This is a genomic window from Methylocystis sp. ATCC 49242, from assembly GCF_000188155.2.
GTDB lineage: Bacteria > Pseudomonadota > Alphaproteobacteria > Rhizobiales > Beijerinckiaceae > Methylocystis.
This window is the reverse complement of record NZ_KE124769.1, coordinates 15,875-31,811: the sequence shown is the minus strand read 5'-3', so window position 1 is coordinate 31,811 and position 15,937 is coordinate 15,875. Positions and strand designations below refer to the sequence as shown.

Below are 15,937 nucleotides of genomic sequence, written 5' to 3'. Positions count from 1 at the left end.
GATCCCATTGCCAATGCGCTGCATCAGACGGAACAGGCCGTCGCATCGGCCCGCTTCTCGAAGTTGGCTTCCACCGGCTCGCTCTGTGTGAAGGCGACGCGCGAGGCGCCGTCGGCGCAGACATGGACGCGCTCCCGAACAGGCCCCTCAGCTGCAGAGCAACGACAAGCCTCCTCGCCCCTCGTCTGGCGCGCAGGTCTCCTACCCGTCTTGCGTGAAATGATGTGAGGGAACATTGCGCAAACGCAGAGCGGCCTGCTCGGCCGTGATGTCGCGCTGCGGCGATCCGAGCATTTCGAAACCGACCATGAATTTGCGCACATTCGCGGAGCGCAGCAGCGGCGGATAGAAATGCGCGTGAAAATGCCAGGCTGGATGCGCGCCGCCATCCGTCGGCCGCTGGTGAAATCCCATCGAATAGGGAAAATCCGTTTCGAAGAGATTGTCGTAGCGGATCGTGAGACGCTTAAGCATGTCGGCGAGCGCGAAGCTTTCCTCCTCGCTGAAGTCGTCGAACGCGCCGGCGTGGCGCCTCGGCAGCAGAAGCGTCTCGAAGGGCCATATCGCCCAGAAGGGAACGAGCGCGACGAAATGCGCGTTCTCGTCCACCACGCGCTCGCCGAGCCCGCGCTCCAGCGCGAGATAATCGCACAGGAGACACGAGCCCTTGCGCGCGAGATGATCCGCCTGCGCGCGCGCCTCCTTTGCGACCTCGTTGGGCAGGCTGTGCGTCGCCCATATCTGGCTGTGCGGGTGCGGGCTGCTTGCGCCCATCATCGCGCCGCGGTTTTCGAAGATCTGGACATGGTTGATCTGATCGAGTCGGCCCAGCGCGCGATATTCTTCCGTCCAGGCGGCGACGACCTGTCGAATGGCGCCCGCGTCCATGCGCGACAAGGTGAGATCGTGCCGCGGCGAAAAACACAGCACGCGGCAGACGCCGGGTTCGCCGATGGCGTGAATGAGGCCGCCCTCGTCGAGGAGCGGCGTCGCAGCGCCTTCCGTCAATGCGGCGTAATCATTGTCGAAGGCGAAAACGCCCGTGTAATCGGGATTGCGCCTTCCCTTCGCGCGCAGATTGCCGGGGCAGAGATAACAGTCGGCGTCATGGGTGGTGACGACGGCGGGCGCGGGCTTCTCCTCCTGCCCTTTCCAGGGGCGCTGCGCGCGATGCGGCGACACCAGCACCCAGTCGCCGGTCAGCGGATTGAAGCGGCGGTGAGAGACGTTCTGAAGCGGATTCAACGGGCGTCTTCCCGCAAGAGGACCCGCCCCGCGCCGGGGCCGGGCGAGCAGCGAAACACCGGCGGCGTCGCGCCTGTCGCCCTGCGGAAAGTCTCCGCGACGCTTTCCGCGAAATTGTCGGCCACTTCCGCCTCGACGAGATTGATCGTGCAGCCGCCGAAGCCGCCGCCCATCATCCGCGCGCCGTAAACGCCCGGAAGGCGCCGCGCGGCGTCGACGAGGAGATCGAGCTCCGCGCAGCTCACCTCGAAATCGTCGCGCAGGGACTCATGGGAGGCGTTCATCAGCCGGCCGCATTCGGCATGGTCGCCGCTTTCGAGCGCGCGCGCGGCGGCGAGCGTCCGAGCGTTCTCGCTCACGACATGGCGCGCGCGGCGAAACACCGTCTCCGGCAGCAGCGACGCATGTTCGTCGAGCTGTTCGCGCGTCACGTCGCGCAGGGCGGTCACGCCGTCGAGAACGCCAGCCAGCGTCGCCGCCGCCGCCTCGCATTGCTCTCGGCGCAGATTATATTCGCCCGCCGCGATCGAATGGCGAACCATCGTGTCGCACACGACGAGCGTCGCTTGCGGATCGACGGGAATGGCGCGGAAGTCGAGACTGCGGCAATCGAGAAGCAGCGCGCAGCCTTGCCGGGCGTTGCAGGAGACGAACTGATCCATCACGCCGCAGCGCGCGCCGACGAATTCATTCTCGGCTCTCTGACACAAGAGCGCGAGCGCCGTTGCGTCGATCGCAATATCCGAAACCGCCGCGAGCGCGAGGCCGGTCACGACTTCGAGCGACGCCGAGGCGGAGAGTCCCGCGCCCATTGGAAGGTCGCTCGCGATCATCAGATTGGCGCCCGTGAGCCTATTCCCCATGCGTTCGAGAACGACTGCGACGCCGCGAACATAATCCGTCCAGTCTCCGCGCGGCCGCGGCGCGGGCGCGTCGAGGTCGAATTCGGCGACGCCGGAAAAGGCCGCCGACTCCATCCGCAGCAGCCGGTCGGATCGCGGGGCGACGGCGACGACGGTTCCCAGCCCGAGCGCGGCGGGGAGCACGAAGCCGTCATTGTAGTCGGTGTGTTCGCCGATCAGATTGACGCGTCCCGGCGCCCTGAAAAGCAGGGGCCGCGCGCCCCCCGCGCGCAGGAAGCGCGCCGCGAGGTCTTCGGCGATCAAATCAGTCATCGGAGTCACGTCTTGTCATCGGGCTGTCAATCAGGGAGAGCATCGAGACGCGACGACGACATGACAGGACGCCACGCCATGACCCGACAGCGCCTCGGCGTCTGCTACTACCCGGAGCATTGGCCGGAATGGCGCTGGACGCAAGACGCCGCACGCATGAAGGAGATCGGCCTCGGCCTCGTGCGGATCGGCGAATTCGCCTGGTCGCGGCTGGAGCCCTCGCCCGGCGCCTATGCGTTCGAGTGGCTCTCCCGCGCCATCGACGTCCTGCACGGGGCGGGACTCGACGTCGTGCTGGGCGCGCCGACCGCGACGGCGCCGAAATGGCTCGTCGACCGCATGCCCGACATGATCCCGCTCGACGCACAGGGGCGGCCGCGCAAATTCGGCTCGCGGCGGCATTACTGCTTCAGCCACGAGGGTTATGCGCGCGAATGCGATCGCATCGTGACGCGCCTCGCCGAAGCCTTCGGGACGCATCCCGGCGTCGTCGCCTGGCAGACGGACAATGAATATGGCTGTCACGACACGGTCGAAAGCTATTCGCCGGCCGCGCGCGACGCCTTTCGTCATTGGTGCGCGCAAAAATACGGCTCTATCGACGCGCTGAACGCCGCATGGGGGAATGTCTTCTGGTCGATGGAGCTGCGCGGCTTCGACGAGATCGAGCCGCCCAATCTCACCGTCACCGAGGCGAATCCGTCGCATCGGCTCGATTTTCAGCGCTTCTCGTCCGATCAGGTCGCGGCCTTCAACCGCCGGCAGACGGAGATCATCCGCCGCCATGCGCCGGGCCGCGCCATCCTGCATAATTTCATGGGCTCATTTACGGCCTTCGATCATTACAAGGTTTCGCAGGATCTCGACGCCGCCGCCTGGGACAGCTATCCGCTCGGCTTTCTCGAACGCAGTCCGCGCAGCAACGCGTTCAAGGCGCGCTACATGCGCGTGGGCGATCCCGATTATCAGGCCTTTCATCACGATCTCTATCGCGCCTGCGGGCGCGGGCGCTGGTGGGTGATGGAGCAGCAGCCCGGACCGGTGAATTGGGCGCCATGGAATCCGGCGCCGGCGCAAGGCGCCGTTCGCCTCTGGACGCATGAGGCCTTCGCCTGCGGCGCGGAGACGGTGAGCTTTTTCCGCTGGCGTCAGGCGCCCTTCGCGCAGGAGCAGATGCACGAGGCGCTGCTCTTGCCGGATTCGCAGCCCAACGAGGCCTTTCATGTCGTCGCTTCCGTTGCGCGCGAACTGGAAACGCTCGACGCCCATGTGGCCACGGCGCGCGCGCCGGTCGCGCTCGTCTTCGATTACGAGAGCGATTGGGCGTGGACGATTCAGCCGCAGGGACGGGACTTCTCTTATTTCGAACTCGTGCTCGATATTTATCGCGCCTTGCGGCGCGCGGGCCTTTCCATCGACATCGCGCCGCCGACGGCCGAGGGCGTGAGGGATCGCAGGCTCGTGCTTGCGCCGGGACTTTTCTGCGCGAATGACGACCTTGTGGAGGCGCTTCGCAACAGCGGCGCCGTCGTTCTTTTGGGGCCGCGATCCGGCTCCCGAACGCCCGATTTCCATATTCCCGCGAACCTCCCGCCCGGCGCCTTCCAGGAACTCGTCGATTTGAAAATTCGTCGGGTCGAGAGCCTGCGGCCGGGCGCGACCATCGCCATGAAGGATGAAAAACTCGGGGCCTTCGAAAAGTGGCGCGAGTTCGCGCTCATCGGCGAAGACGCGGCCGTGGCGCTGGAAACAGCCGACGGCGAGGCCGCGCTCACGCAATCCGGCAGGTTTTTCTATCTTTCAGGCTGGCCCGACGAAACACTGGCGGACCACATCGTGCGGCGCCTGTGCCAGATGGCCGGAATCGGGACAATGCTTCTGCCCCGGGATATTCGCGTCCGCGATAACGGGGATCTTCGTTATGTCTTCAATTACGGGGACGTTGCGGCGGATATTTCGGCTATCGCCGACGGGCGATCGCCACTTTTGGGCGAAAGCCTGCTGTCGCCATGCGGCGTCGCCGTTTTCAAGAACGCGACTTGAGCGACGGGTGACGCCTCGAAAAATCTAGCTGCGGGTTTGCAAAAGAGGCATTGTCATATCGTTCGCGAGGCGCGTCCGTCGTCAGCCGAATGCGGAACCTTCCCAATGCGGGCGCAGCCTTTCTCTCGGAGCGGTCCGCGGTGGTGAAGCATGACGTCAAAGACATGGATGCTTGTCAGCTGACAATGCAGGATCGGATTTACGATTCGTTAACTTTAAATTTCTTGACCGACTGGAAAGAATCGCGATCATTTGCGGATATTCGAGCAATTTGCTCGTTTTTCCGTGAATCGTGATGGCCGCCCTGAAAACCGCACGTCAACAGAAGCAAGAGGCTCCGGCGATCGACCAGATCATCGCCGGGGACGCCGCTGCGCTCAGCGCGCAATTGCAGGCGCTGCGAGAGAAGCTGTTCCCGCCGGAGGCCAAAAAACAGCTGCGCCGATTTTCGAGTGGAGACGCTGCTGCGCTCATCGGCGTGACCGACAGCTATCTCCGCCATCTCGATGGTTTGGGCGAGGGCCTCGACCCGGAGAAAACCTCGGGCGGACGCCGCGCCTATACGCTGGAGCAGATCCACGCGCTCCGCCGGCATCTCGCCAGGAGCAAGCCCTCCTATCTGCCGACCCGCCGCGCTGGCGATCACCTTCAGGTCATCGCCGTGACGAATTTCAAGGGCGGCAGCGGCAAGACGACGACTTCTGCGCATCTTGCTCAATTTTTCGCGCTGCGGGGTTACAGAGTTCTGGCGATCGACCTCGACCCTCAAGCGTCGATGTCGGCGCTTTTCGGCTACCAGCCGGAATTCGACGTCGGAGAGAACCAAACGCTTTACGGGGCGATCCGCTACGACGACACGAAGCGTCCTCTATCGCAGATTATCCGAAGAACCTATTTCGCGGGCCTCGATTTCGTGCCCGGAAATCTCGAGCTGCACGAATTCGAGCATGACACGCCGCGCGTCCTGGCCGGCATGGGTGAGGCTCCCGACAATCTCTTTTTCGCCCGGGTCGGCGAAGCGATCCGGAGCGTCGAACAGCAATATGACGTCGTGGTGATCGACTGCCCGCCGCAGCTCGGCTTTCTGACGCTCAGCGCTCTTTGCGCCGCGACTTCGGTCCTGATCACCGTGCACCCGCAGATGCTCGATGTCGCCTCCATGAACCAGTTCCTGGCGATGACGGCGGATCTCCTCGCGGTGGTTCGCGAAGCTGGCGGAAACCTCCAATATGACTGGCTCAGATATCTGATTACGCGCCTCGAACCCAATGACGGGCCGCAAGCTCAAATCGTCGCCTTTCTGCGAAGCCTGTTCGGTGAAAGGGTGCTGACGGCGATGATGGTGAAATCGACGGCGGTTTCAGACGCCGGGCTTTCCAAGCAGACGATCTATGAGGCCGGCCGGGAATCGATGCGTCGGCAAACATATGATCGAGCGGTCGAATCGATGGACCATGTGAACCGTGAAATCGAGTCCTTGATCAAACAGGCCTGGGGGAGAGACCAATGAGAGGCCGCGACGCATTGCGAGAGTTGCTCGGCGTGGGGGCGGCGAAGGAAACTGCGACGCCCCCTGCCCCGCATAAAGTCTCTGGCGCGGTGAAGGCCATGAATCTCGGCCTGCAGCGGCTTTCCGAGGACGCAGCCGCCGCCAAGGCGCTGCGCGAGACGCTTGCCGCAGGCGAGCAGGTTGTCGAGCTCGATCCCGCGCTGGTCGACAGCTCCTTCATCAAGGATCGGCTTCCACTCGAGGACGATCCGGCGTTCCTTCAGCTCAAGGACTCGATCGCGGTTCATGGCCAGCAGGTCCCCATTCTGGCGAGGCCGCATCCATCCGATCCGGGCCGTTTTCAGGTCGCTTTCGGACATCGCCGACTGACGGCCGCCCGCGAACTGGGAACGAAGATACGGGCGGTCGTGAAGGCGCTGTCGGACGCCGACCTCGTCATTGCGCAAGGCCAGGAAAATTCCCAGCGCTCCGATCTCAGCTTCATCGAACGCGCGATGTTCGCCGCCCGCCTCGATCGGCTGAATTTTTCCCGCGAAACGATCTGCGCGTCCCTTGGCGTCGATATGCCGGAGGCCTCCCGATTGCTGTTTGTGGCGAACGCCGTCGACGAGACGATCGTGGAGGCGATCGGGCCCGCGCCGAAAGCGGGACGACCGCGCTGGCTGGCGCTGGCGCAACGATTTGCCGACGGTTCGTGGCGGGAAAAAATTGCGCGAGTCGTGGTGAGCGACGAATTCAGACGGGCCGATTCAAATGGAAGGTTCAACCTCGTTTTCGCAGCGGCTCAGGAACCGGTGGGCGCCGAGGCTCAGCAGCGGCAGTCGATCATTTCCGCTGACGGACGTCAGCTGGGGTGGCTCGAGCGAACGAAGAAAGGCGCGCGCCTGGTAAGCGAGGACGCCGCCTTTGCGGATTTCCTGCTCGAGAAACTGGATTCGCTCCGTCGAGAGTTCGAGACGCAAGCGAGCGAGTAACGTCGTACAATTGGAGCGGGAATTGTCAGCTGACAAAATTGTCAGGTGACAATTTCAACCGACAGAAAGGATAAACGGCAAAAGAAAAAGGCCCCCGAAGCTGACGCCCCGGAAGCCTCTCGTATGTAGCAATCCGAGACTCTCACTTCCGCAAATTGCTGTCAATACTGGGCGCTGTTTTGGCGAGCGGATTTCTTTTGCCTGAAGAGGGCGAAGGATGATGCAGACACAGCCGACGACGCCTTTCGGGCGGCGGTCGCTGACGCTCGCCATGGTGGCGAGCCAGGCGGCGATGAAGGATTTTGCTGAGCGCCCCGGCGCGGCGCAGACGGTCGTGCACAAATGGCGGCTGTTCCGCGCGCTCACCGAGGCGAAGGGGCCGCTCGGCGTCACCGACCGCGCGCTTTCGGTTTTGCACGCGCTGCTGAGCTTCCATCAGGAGACGGCGCTGAGCCTGCCGGCCGCGGCGGGGGAGGAGCGCGCCGGCCTCGTCGTCTTCCCGTCGAACCGCGAATTGTCGATCCGCGCCCATGGCATGGCGCCGGCGACGCTGCGCCGCCATCTCGCCAGTCTCGTCGAGGCCGGGCTGATCATCCGCCGCGACTCCCCCAACGGCAAACGCTATGCGCGCAAGGGGCAGGGGGGAGAGATCGAAAACGCCTTCGGCTTCGATCTGACGCCGCTCGTCGCGCGCGCCGATGAGATCGAGAATCTCGCCGAGGAGGCGCGGGCCGAAAGCCGGGCGATGGCGCTCTTGCGGGAGAAGATCACGCTGGCGCGGCGCGACATCGTCAAGATGATCGAGACCGGCGTCGGGGAGGGGGTTCCCGGCGACTGGCGGGGCGCGCAGGACGGCTATCTGCGGCTCGCGGCCCGCTACGCCCGCAATCTCACCCGTCGTGATCTGGAGGCTCTGGCGGGCGATCTCGCGGGCTTTGCCGCGCAACTCCGCAAGCTGCTGGAAGACCACGTGAACGGCCGAAAAAAGAGCGCCAGTGAGTCCCATTCTGAGCGCCACATACAAAATCAAATCACCGACTCTCGCGATTCTGAACCAAGCCTTCGAGAAGGCGGGCCCGAACCGTCCGGACCGACCGGCCGGCGATCGCCGCCGCCGGTCGCGCCCGAACCGCCATCCGCCGGCGCGCTCAACCCCGGCGGCGGCGGCGCGGCGAAAACCTATCCGCTCGGCATGGTGCTCTCGGCCTGTCCGGACATCCTCGATTACGCCAGGGGCGGGGAAATCGCCAATTGGCGCGACCTCGCCGCGGCGGCGGCGGGCGCGCGCCCGGCGCCGGGCGTCTCTCCCGACGCCTGGTCGCAGGCGCTGGAGACGATGGGCGAACATGACGCCGCAATCGTCATCGCCGCCATCCTGCAACGCAGCGAAGAAATCAGAAGCGCCGGCGGCTATCTGCGCGCCCTCACCGCCAAAGCGCAGGCCGGCGAATTCTCCCTCGGCCCCCTGCTCATGGCCCTGCTGCGCGCAAAAACCCCCCGAAAGCAAAAGGCCGCAGGGTGAGCGAGACGTGAACCGAAACGAGGCGATTCCGCATATGCTGATCCATCAGGTCGCGCATGCGCTCCACGACGGCGAGACGGGCGACGACCGGCGCATTGCGGCCTCCCTCTGCGCCAGCGCGTTGAAAGACCGATCGCTTGTGGAGCCGCTCATGCGGGCGACAAAGGTCATGGGGCTGGGAAAATCCGGAGTCACGCCGCGTCCCAGGGATTGAGAAGCGGCACGTCGAAGCGCCGAAAATCTCTGACGTTACGCGTGACCAGGGTGTGGTTGTGGGTGAGGGCGGTCGCGGCGAGAAATCCGTCCATGACATGCAGCGCAACGCCCTGCCGTTTCGCCGCCGCCATCAATTCTCCCCAGCGCTCGGCCACCGGGGGCGTAATGTCGATGATCCTTCCCGAGAAACGTTCGACAAGATCGAAACGAAGCCAGGCGTCGAGGGCCGATCTGGCTTTGCCCTCCGCTTTCAATGCGACGCCGCGCCGAAGTTCGCCGATCGTGATGACGCTCATGAACAGTCGATCCTCGTCTACTTCGTGGAGAAAGGCGATGACGTCGGAATTCGGCTTCGGGCGCGTGACTTCGGAAATCACGTTGGTGTCGATGAGAAAGCTCAAAGCTCGATCTCGCGCGGGTCGTCGATGACGCGATCGAGATCGAGTTCTGCGCCTCGAAGAGGCGACGCGAGCAGGAATTCGGCGAGGGACCCCGAGCGGGCGGTTTTCCGCTCCCATTCCTCGATCGAAACGACGACGGCCGTCGACCGGCCGTTCTTGGTGATCGTCTGCGGTCCTTCTCGATGCGCTTTCTCGATGACTTCGGACAGCCGCGCCTTAGCGTCGGCGACCGTCCAGACGGGTTCGGCGTGCGACATGTGAGCCCCTTTAATGGTCATTATAGTTATCATGACTATATTATTCGCAGGGTCAAGCACGAGGGCGCGGCAATTCAGCCGGGCTGCTTCCGGCGACCAGCGTCGACGCGCTCGAGAACGCTATCGGAGCAGTCGAACCGGCCTTCGGGCTTGCTTGCCTGACCTCAAACGCCGCGAAACGCCGTAATTCGAACGGATCGCGTTCTCGTGAGACGCTGCGAGGCAAAATTTCCAGTTTCACTCAGCTCCACAAAACGACCGTTTGAATGCGCCTCCTGAAGCGCCTTTCGCGCGCGGCTCGGCTCCGAACGGCGGCGAAAAGGGCTGTTTTTCGGGGGTTTCGAGGGGCGGGAGGCTCTGTTTCGGGACGCGGGAGCCTTCGGATCGGCGGCCGAAAGGCGAACGGAGCGTCTTGCGGGGGCGGGGCGCCAAACGGAATGGCCTGTGAATAAAGCGAATCGTAGTTTAGCTTGGTTCAATGATTGCAAGACACAGATTTCCAGCAGACTCCGAGATCGAGCGCCTGCTCCCGCCCGCCCGCCTGCAGGGGCCGCTGCTCGACGGAGAACCGCACGCATTTTTTTGGCGTTGCGCTCGAAGGCGCGTGAAAAGTCAGGCGGTGGCGATAATGACGTTTTGCGGGTCGAAAGAGGCTGCCACCCGGCTCCCTTCCGCAATTTCCGTCGCGTCGAGTTCGCGCCGCGGGACGACGGCCGTTAGGGTTTTGCCAAAACCGATGTCGATCAAAAGCTCGCTGTTGCGCTCGGAGTCGACGCGGCGGGTCACGACGCCCAGGAATCGATTGGGCGCGCCGGGTGGCCCCCTGTCGGCTGGCCCCACCTCGATCAGCGGCGATTTCACCAGCGCGACGACCCTGTTTCCCCGTTTCAGATCGAGATCGGCGGCGGCCTCGTTGGTAATCGTCGCGTGAATGATATGCTCGCCCGAAATCCTCAACGCGACTTCTACGTCCACCGGCCATTTCTTTACGGAGACGACCTCGGCCTGAAAGACGTTGCGCGCGGAGATCTTTACGATCAGGCTCCACAACACGAGGTCTTCCTGCCCGCCGAAGCCTTCCTCGGCGATTGCCGTCGAGATGCGCGAAAGCCGGTCTTCGAGGCGGTGGAAGGTGTCGATCAGCCGCCGCCCTTCGGGCGTCAGCTCCGCGCCGCCGCCGCTTCGCCCACCCGCCTTCGTCACGAAGGCGGGGCTCGGCAACAGATTGTTGATCGCGGTCACGGCGTCCCACGCCGCCTTGTAGCTGAACCCGACCTCCTTCGCCGCTTTCGAGATGCTGCCATGTTCCGCCACCGCTTCGAGCACCTTTATGCGGTCGCGGCCGACCATGAACTTTCCGTCGCTCCGAAGGGCGAGAAGGGCGTCGATCTTTTTGGCCGTCGGCATCCTGTTCGCGCCTCGCTTCGGCTCGTGGTGATCGCTTGGCTTATTGCGCTGATATAGTTGAATTCGGAAATTGTCGAAAGCCGGGGAAAGGCGGGCGTTTCGATTCCTTCAATGCGGGAGCCGGCTTCGCGCTGATCGAGTCGACGTTCTGAGGCGCGCTTCGCTGTCACATCGCCTCATCGGCCATCTCGTCGTCGCCCGCCTCGCCGCGGATCATGGACAAACGACAACGGCGCGCGCGATAGTGTCGAGGCTGGGCCGATTCGGACCATGAGTCTCGTTGCGAGACTCTTGTCCTGTCACCCCTTTTTGAAAACCGCGGTCGAACGCAACATCAGGGAGTTTCGATCATGGAACGTCGCGATTTCATTGCCACGCTTGGCGCTGTCGCCGCCGCCGCTACGGTTTCTTCAGCGCGCGCGGAGGAGGGCAAGAAGGTCGCCCACCATCATCCGCCGAAATACAAGGCCCTGTCCGACGCCGCGGCGAAATGCGTGCTGGAGGGCAATAATTGCCTGCGCCACTGCTTCGGCATGTTGTCGATGGACGACTCCAGCATGGCGGAATGCACCAAGGCGACCTTCGAAACGATCGCAGCCTGCGCCGCCCTCGAAAGCCTCTCATCGACAAACTCGAATTTTACGCCCGCGATGGCGAAGGTCGTCGCTGGCGTTTGCGAGGCTTGTAAGAAAGAATGCGACAAGTTCCCGGAAGTCGCCGAGTGCAACGCCATGGGCGCGGCGTGCAAGGCCTGCGCCGACGAATGCAAGAAGATCGCGGCTTGATCTGAACAGCGCGGCGTCCCGCTAATCATGCGCCGGTCGGGCGCGCGGCAGTCGACACGCTGTGCTGCTCATTCGACAAAGGCGGAGGCGGTTCGGCGCCTTCGCCCGATCGACTATCTGCCAAACGCAATAGCCAAGCGTGGCGGAAGGTCAGCCCTTAACGCATTCCCGGGGAGAAGTAGCAATTTCACGTGGCCACAGCGGCCGGCCGGTCTGGATCAAGCGCCGCCTCGTCGCAATGCACCGACATAAGCAACTCAACCGCTTCAAGCCCGGTCGTGGGAGCGGCGGGTTGCTCCGGCAGGCTGGAGCGGACATCGGCGATTGCAGCCCCCGCGAAGCAATCGGCGAAGACGCGCATGACATGCGCCACGCCTTTGGCGACGACGTTGCGCCGGTCGGCTGAAAAATAGGAACCATCGAAATAGGCGCGGCTCATGATGATCTCATAGGCTGGAAAATAGGCGACGTTCGGTCGAGCCGCGCTCACCGTCTCCGCCGCTACGCGCAACACAGCCTTTGAATATGTAGTGGCCGAGAGAACATGCGTTTCGGGCCGCGCCGTCGCCATGAGCGGTACCGGCGAAACCGTCAGCACGACTTTAGCGCGTTCATTGACGCGCTTCAGCGCGTCGATAAACGCGAGCATGTCTTCAACGACTTCCGTCACCGTAAAGTTGCGGAAGACATGGCGCGACGGATCGAAGGCTCCGCCAGCAACACCGGGACAAAGCGTGAAAACCGCGCCATCGGACTTGCTTACCCACGCCTCGGTCAGCCCGAGCGTGAACACCAACACATCGAGACTTTCGAACGCCTGCCGCACCGCGCTGAAATGCCGCGCGCGATCGATATCGAACTCGCGGCGCGAGAGAAACGCGCCCGGCTGGATCTGTGGACGAAACGGGTCGACGACTCGACCATCCGCCTCGATCCAGACATCCTCCTGCGGCGTAAAGCGGCTGTAGGCGCGCTCGATCAGCTGCAGCAGCTGACGCGCCGTGTAAACATTGCCGTAACGGGCTGTGAAGGTGCCATAATTAAAGTCCTTCGCGAGATCTGGACTCAAAACCGAATGCGGCGGCTCGGTCACCAGATAATTGAAATTCATCGATTTGAGCGTCGCGCCGATGTACTGCGCGAAGCAGCTCCCGGCGGTCATTACCGCGTCGGTCGAGGCGATGCGAAAGGGTGCCTCGCCCACCGGATCGATGCGGTCGGGCGGCGTCGCGGCAACAACTCGCCGCCAAAACGCATGATCAGGGAGAGCTTTGTAAGGCGTGTTCATACGACCTCCCGCGCCAATTGATTGATGACGGCGGCGCCATAAACGGCGTTGCCGTGGGTCGGGTCGGGATTCCACGCGCGCTCGACCAGCATGCCGGCTTCGTCCTGCATCTCGCCCGGCGCAGGTAAAAACGCGATCCCGAGCCGTTCGCACGCCTCCCGAAAGAGACGCGAATGCAGTCGCCAGAACTTGTAACGCACGAGAGCCGGCGACACGCCGCGCGCCGCGATCATTTCGCGGAAGACACCCGGATATTTGCGAATATGATCTTCGGAAGGTATCGGCGGCGGGGACTCGACATGCGCCATTGGCCCGTCCGTCGCGGTGCGATAGGCGGACATAGCTCTCAAAATATGGTCGATGCGCCTTGCTAATACGGCCATAGCCAAGCCGGCGGGCAGAACCTCGGCCGACAAGTCGGTATATAGCTCGGGGGCTTCCGGCAACACCACATCGAATCGTTGTGGATGGTTCAGCATCGAAAAAATGGAATGAGCGTTACCACCCAGCATCGACACGTAAAGATCGGCCTTAGCGTTCAAGATTCTTTCACTTAGACGCGGATTCAGCTCATCGCCGATTAACAGCGGCTTGTAACGTTCCTCGTTACAGACGACGAACTCCAAGTCGACGACTTGAGTCGGCGACGCGCCGAAGCTTTGCGAGAGCGCGGCGACATGGCTGTGCCCTAAAACAAGAACCTTTTTCATATCATACCCGCATCTGTCCGTCCCAACGCAATGATTCGTTCGTTAACGAGGTCGCGTCACGAACCTTTCTAAAGTGTACTAAACACGTCGTCGCGGATCAACATGCGCGCGCGCCTGCCCGATACCCGCCGGCTGCGACAAACAAGCTTCGCGGTAAAATAACATTGCAATAAGCTTGGCGCTCGCTTGCATTAATAGGGCGGTGAATGCGGCGCGGGACGTGGCTTCCCCGCCCCCTTCCGCAGCCGGAGCTCAGAACATGCCGCCGGCCTGCGCAAATCCCATGGCGGAGGGAGCGACGGCGGCGGCCGCGTCCATGATCTCGACGGTCAAGGCGGCGGCTGCGGTTGCGAAGACGCCAAGGGCGATCAGAATGTTCATTGCTCGTCTCCTCTCTCATCCCATGAGAGGAGACTAATCGCGCGCGCCTCGCCCCGCCGTGCGCCGGCGCACACGCCTACCGCTGCGGGGTTCTTGGAATCACCTCGATCACGATCGGATTGGGAAAGGCGCATTCCGGATTGGGCAGATGCACGTTGCTCGGTATCGGACAGGCGTCCGAGCCGTTCCACATGGGCCAGAAGAAGGCCTGGTAACATCCGTATGACGTCCCGTCCGGCTGAACGCCGACGCAGTTCTTCTTCAGAAACGGCTGATTGGGCGTGAGCGTCTTGTAGCCGCAGTCGTCGGGATATTTTCTGTCGCCGAGCGTCGGATTGCCGCGGCATCTCAGCGTCGGCATGTGCGGGCAGGCAATCTGCACGGCGTTGGTGTAATTGGCGCGCGCCGGAAAGGCGTTCTTGCAGAAATTCTCGGGATTGGGGCTCGTCGGGCAGGCGTAGCTGTCGTCGCTGGGCGGCGGTAGCCCTTTGGTGTCGGGCGTGCGCGACATCCATTGCTGATTTGTGCAGGTTCCCAGCAGGCTGATGTCGGGGAAGAGCCCCTTGTTGGCCCATGGCGACAGTTCGATCAGCGTCGTGACATTGTCGGCGCAGTTTCCGAGAATGCCGGCGACCGAGGTCTTGAAACAGGCGATGGAGGAGGCGTAATTCGTCCAGTCGAAGCTTCGCGACGTGCAGGACTGGCCGGGCGCGAGCGTCATGTAAAGATTGTGGTTTGTCAGGCAGCTCCAGACGCCGCCGCCGAGATCGCCCCTGTTGACGCCCCCGATCGGGCGCTGAATGGTCACATAGTAAGTTTGATTGGTTGAATTTCTGAATGTAACCGAATTTACATTCGCCGCTTGCGCGGCCCCGTTCGCGCCGAACAGCGACGTCAGCAGAAAGGATGCGGCGAGACACGCTCTGGCTGGGCGGGGCATGACCAAATCCTTTCCTAGCTGACAGTCACTTATTTGGGCCGCTAAATTGGGCGTCGTCAACCACTATTGTAGAGCCCCTGCGGCTGCCTAATAAAGGGCGGTCAACTTTATACTTTCCGCGTTCCGCCGTCAGCTTGACGAATACAATCAAAGAATCCTACGTCCCCCCGGGGTTCCTAACAACGGGGCTTGGTTAATGAAAAGACTTGCATACGCCATCGCTGTCATGACGTCGGTCAGCTTCGCCGCCGAAGCGAATGCGGCGATCAATTACGGCAAATGGGAAATCGTTCAATACAACATCGTCTCGCAGGTGAAGATGAGCACCTCCTATATGTGCCTCAAACCTGATGGAACGGCCTTCACCATCGGCTCGCCGCGGCTCGAAGGAAACTATGTGGTCAGCGGCGACAATGTTCTCATCGGCCTGAAAAAGACGAGCATGAACGTCGCCTTCACCTATTCTCTCCAGTCCACGTCCAAGTCGGAGATGGGCGGCTTCTACATCGCCGTCGGCACCGCCGTGAACCCGGCTTTCCAGACGACATATCGCATCGTCGATGCGAACTTTGTCGGCGCCGTCTGCCAGTAAGGGCTCGTCGCCGCGGGGTTGATCGAACAAGCGCAAAAAACGAAGGCCGCCGGCTTCCCTGCGAAGCGGCGGCCGAAGGCGCGCGGACGATCCGCGCGCAATTATTTCCCGACTATTTCTCCATCGTCTCAAATAATTATTTTACGAAATTGGCGCTACTAAAGATAATTTATCAATATTTCGCCCACATTCACTCGTGATGTCACAACCGCCGATCAATCGGCGCGACCGGGATCGGCAAGCTCCTCCCCGCTTCAAATTCGGTGCATGAAATGAAATACGCAATCTCTTCCGCGAGCCTCCGCAAGGGCGTTGCAATCGTCGGGGTCGTCGTCGGCGTTCCCGTCGCCGTCGTTCGCGGAGTCGTCAACTTTCCCTCGACGCTCGTCGACGCCATCGCGAAATTCGCGGCCGAAAAGTAAAAGCGCACGGCCCTCAGGCCGTCCACCTCCTCAGCAGCATAGCCCGACGCCGTCGGCATAGGCGGCGGT

At 62.6% G+C, this 15,937-nt stretch carries 18 protein-coding genes; 9 read left to right on the top strand and 9 right to left on the bottom strand.

The features are described 5' to 3' along the window. Positions 1 to 228 (top strand): hypothetical protein (locus MET49242_RS25915; RefSeq protein ID WP_210162332.1); only part of this gene is annotated, 228 nt, incomplete at its 5' end. On the opposite strand, the gene MET49242_RS00170 is transcribed toward MET49242_RS25915, so the two are convergent. Further along, positions 202 to 1,245, bottom strand: a complete 1,044-nt coding sequence (locus tag MET49242_RS00170; protein WP_036279148.1) for a UDP-glucose--hexose-1-phosphate uridylyltransferase — start codon at positions 1,243 to 1,245, stop codon at positions 202 to 204. The two genes, MET49242_RS25915 and MET49242_RS00170, sit on opposite strands and share 27 nt — an antisense overlap. Then, positions 1,242 to 2,420 carry a galactokinase gene (gene galK, locus MET49242_RS00165; RefSeq protein WP_036279145.1) on the bottom strand — a complete coding sequence of 393 codons (1,179 nt, stop codon included), beginning with the start codon at positions 2,418 to 2,420 and terminating at the stop codon, positions 1,242 to 1,244. Before galK ends, MET49242_RS00170 begins: the two co-directional genes overlap by 4 nt. A 78-nt stretch (positions 2,421 to 2,498) precedes the next feature. Between galK and MET49242_RS00160 the strand changes: the two genes are divergently transcribed. The 5 genes from MET49242_RS00160 to MET49242_RS00135 all read left to right on the top strand — a co-directional run bounded on the left by MET49242_RS00160 (position 2,499) and on the right by MET49242_RS00135 (position 8,683). Then, a complete protein-coding gene (locus MET49242_RS00160) occupies positions 2,499 to 4,463 on the top strand; it encodes a beta-galactosidase (protein ID WP_036279142.1) in 1,965 nt (654 codons plus the stop codon). A 295-nt stretch (positions 4,464 to 4,758) separates the two neighbouring features. After that, complete coding sequence (gene repA, locus MET49242_RS00150; protein ID WP_036279137.1) at positions 4,759 to 5,973, top strand: plasmid partitioning protein RepA; 1,215 nt, start codon at positions 4,759 to 4,761, stop codon at positions 5,971 to 5,973. Beyond that, entirely contained in the window at positions 5,970 to 6,947 is a 978-nt protein-coding gene (gene repB / locus MET49242_RS00145) for a plasmid partitioning protein RepB (RefSeq protein ID WP_036279133.1), read from the top strand. The genes repA and repB overlap by 4 nt, the downstream gene beginning before the upstream one ends. 217 nt (positions 6,948 to 7,164) lie before the next feature. Next, positions 7,165 to 8,469, top strand: coding sequence for a plasmid replication protein RepC (gene repC, locus MET49242_RS00140; protein WP_036279128.1), 1,305 nt, complete (start codon positions 7,165 to 7,167; stop codon positions 8,467 to 8,469). Positions 8,470 to 8,476: 7 nt separating this feature from the next. Next, positions 8,477 to 8,683, top strand: a complete 207-nt coding sequence (locus tag MET49242_RS00135) for a hypothetical protein (protein ID WP_144259379.1) — start codon at positions 8,477 to 8,479, stop codon at positions 8,681 to 8,683. Here the strand turns inward: MET49242_RS00135 and MET49242_RS00130 are convergent. From MET49242_RS00130 to MET49242_RS00115, 3 genes are all read right to left on the bottom strand, one after another. Next, positions 8,661 to 9,086 carry a type II toxin-antitoxin system VapC family toxin gene (locus tag MET49242_RS00130; protein WP_036279122.1) on the bottom strand — a complete coding sequence of 142 codons (426 nt, stop codon included), beginning with the start codon at positions 9,084 to 9,086 and terminating at the stop codon, positions 8,661 to 8,663. The two genes, MET49242_RS00135 and MET49242_RS00130, sit on opposite strands and share 23 nt — an antisense overlap. Then, positions 9,083 to 9,364 carry a type II toxin-antitoxin system Phd/YefM family antitoxin gene (locus MET49242_RS00125; protein ID WP_051133867.1) on the bottom strand — a complete coding sequence of 94 codons (282 nt, stop codon included), beginning with the start codon at positions 9,362 to 9,364 and terminating at the stop codon, positions 9,083 to 9,085. The genes MET49242_RS00130 and MET49242_RS00125 overlap by 4 nt, the downstream gene beginning before the upstream one ends. 591 nt (positions 9,365 to 9,955) lie before the next feature. Further along, on the bottom strand, positions 9,956 to 10,750 hold the full coding sequence (locus MET49242_RS00115; protein ID WP_036279112.1) for a TOBE domain-containing protein: 795 nt from the start codon (positions 10,748 to 10,750) through the stop codon (positions 9,956 to 9,958). Between the two features lie 350 nt (positions 10,751 to 11,100). Here MET49242_RS00115 and MET49242_RS00110 point away from each other — a divergent pair, with 350 nt between their 5' ends. After that, positions 11,101 to 11,535, top strand: a complete 435-nt coding sequence (locus tag MET49242_RS00110) for a four-helix bundle copper-binding protein (RefSeq protein WP_036279109.1) — start codon at positions 11,101 to 11,103, stop codon at positions 11,533 to 11,535. A gap of 187 nt (positions 11,536 to 11,722) precedes the next feature. Here MET49242_RS00110 and MET49242_RS00105 read toward each other — a convergent pair whose 3' ends face one another. The 4 genes from MET49242_RS00105 to MET49242_RS00095 form a co-directional block, all read right to left on the bottom strand. Continuing rightward, on the bottom strand, positions 11,723 to 12,823 hold the full coding sequence (locus MET49242_RS00105) for a GSCFA domain-containing protein (protein WP_036279106.1): 1,101 nt from the start codon (positions 12,821 to 12,823) through the stop codon (positions 11,723 to 11,725). Further along, complete coding sequence (locus tag MET49242_RS00100) at positions 12,820 to 13,533, bottom strand: hypothetical protein (RefSeq protein WP_036279103.1); 714 nt, start codon at positions 13,531 to 13,533, stop codon at positions 12,820 to 12,822. The genes MET49242_RS00105 and MET49242_RS00100 overlap by 4 nt, the downstream gene beginning before the upstream one ends. 252 nt (positions 13,534 to 13,785) lie before the next feature. Then, on the bottom strand, positions 13,786 to 13,914 hold the full coding sequence (locus MET49242_RS26295) for a hypothetical protein (protein WP_256378543.1): 129 nt from the start codon (positions 13,912 to 13,914) through the stop codon (positions 13,786 to 13,788). A 76-nt stretch (positions 13,915 to 13,990) separates the two neighbouring features. After that, a complete protein-coding gene (locus MET49242_RS00095) occupies positions 13,991 to 14,854 on the bottom strand; it encodes a hypothetical protein (RefSeq protein WP_036279100.1) in 864 nt (287 codons plus the stop codon). Between the two features lie 196 nt (positions 14,855 to 15,050). Between MET49242_RS00095 and MET49242_RS00090 the strand changes: the two genes are divergently transcribed. After that, positions 15,051 to 15,446 (top strand): hypothetical protein, encoded by a 396-nt coding sequence (locus MET49242_RS00090; RefSeq protein ID WP_036279097.1) that lies wholly within the window; start codon positions 15,051 to 15,053, stop codon positions 15,444 to 15,446. 272 nt (positions 15,447 to 15,718) lie between these two features. After that, entirely contained in the window at positions 15,719 to 15,868 is a 150-nt protein-coding gene (locus MET49242_RS25360) for a hypothetical protein (protein WP_158497220.1), read from the top strand. Positions 15,869 to 15,937: the final 69 nt, after the last annotated feature.

Excerpts from the sequence above, each read along its gene's own strand:
- repB (WP_036279133.1), top strand. The coding sequence starts at position 5,970 with ATGAGAGGCCGCGACGCATTGCGAGAGTTGCTCGGCGTGGGGGCGGCG.
- MET49242_RS00105 (WP_036279106.1), bottom strand. The coding sequence starts at position 12,823 with ATGAACACGCCTTACAAAGCTCTCCCTGATCATGCGTTTTGGCGGCGA.
- MET49242_RS00115 (WP_036279112.1), bottom strand. The coding sequence starts at position 10,750 with ATGCCGACGGCCAAAAAGATCGACGCCCTTCTCGCCCTTCGGAGCGAC.
- MET49242_RS00100 (WP_036279103.1), bottom strand. The coding sequence starts at position 13,533 with ATGAAAAAGGTTCTTGTTTTAGGGCACAGCCATGTCGCCGCGCTCTCG.
- MET49242_RS00090 (WP_036279097.1), top strand. The coding sequence starts at position 15,051 with ATGAAAAGACTTGCATACGCCATCGCTGTCATGACGTCGGTCAGCTTC.
- MET49242_RS25360 (WP_158497220.1), top strand. The coding sequence starts at position 15,719 with ATGAAATACGCAATCTCTTCCGCGAGCCTCCGCAAGGGCGTTGCAATC.
- repA (WP_036279137.1), top strand. The coding sequence starts at position 4,759 with ATGGCCGCCCTGAAAACCGCACGTCAACAGAAGCAAGAGGCTCCGGCG.
- MET49242_RS00110 (WP_036279109.1), top strand. The coding sequence starts at position 11,101 with ATGGAACGTCGCGATTTCATTGCCACGCTTGGCGCTGTCGCCGCCGCC.
- MET49242_RS00125 (WP_051133867.1), bottom strand. The coding sequence starts at position 9,364 with ATGACCATTAAAGGGGCTCACATGTCGCACGCCGAACCCGTCTGGACG.
- MET49242_RS26295 (WP_256378543.1), bottom strand. The coding sequence starts at position 13,914 with ATGAACATTCTGATCGCCCTTGGCGTCTTCGCAACCGCAGCCGCCGCC.
- MET49242_RS00160 (WP_036279142.1), top strand. The coding sequence starts at position 2,499 with ATGACCCGACAGCGCCTCGGCGTCTGCTACTACCCGGAGCATTGGCCG.
- galK (WP_036279145.1), bottom strand. The coding sequence starts at position 2,420 with ATGACTGATTTGATCGCCGAAGACCTCGCGGCGCGCTTCCTGCGCGCG.
- MET49242_RS00095 (WP_036279100.1), bottom strand. The coding sequence starts at position 14,854 with ATGCCCCGCCCAGCCAGAGCGTGTCTCGCCGCATCCTTTCTGCTGACG.
- repC (WP_036279128.1), top strand. The coding sequence starts at position 7,165 with ATGATGCAGACACAGCCGACGACGCCTTTCGGGCGGCGGTCGCTGACG.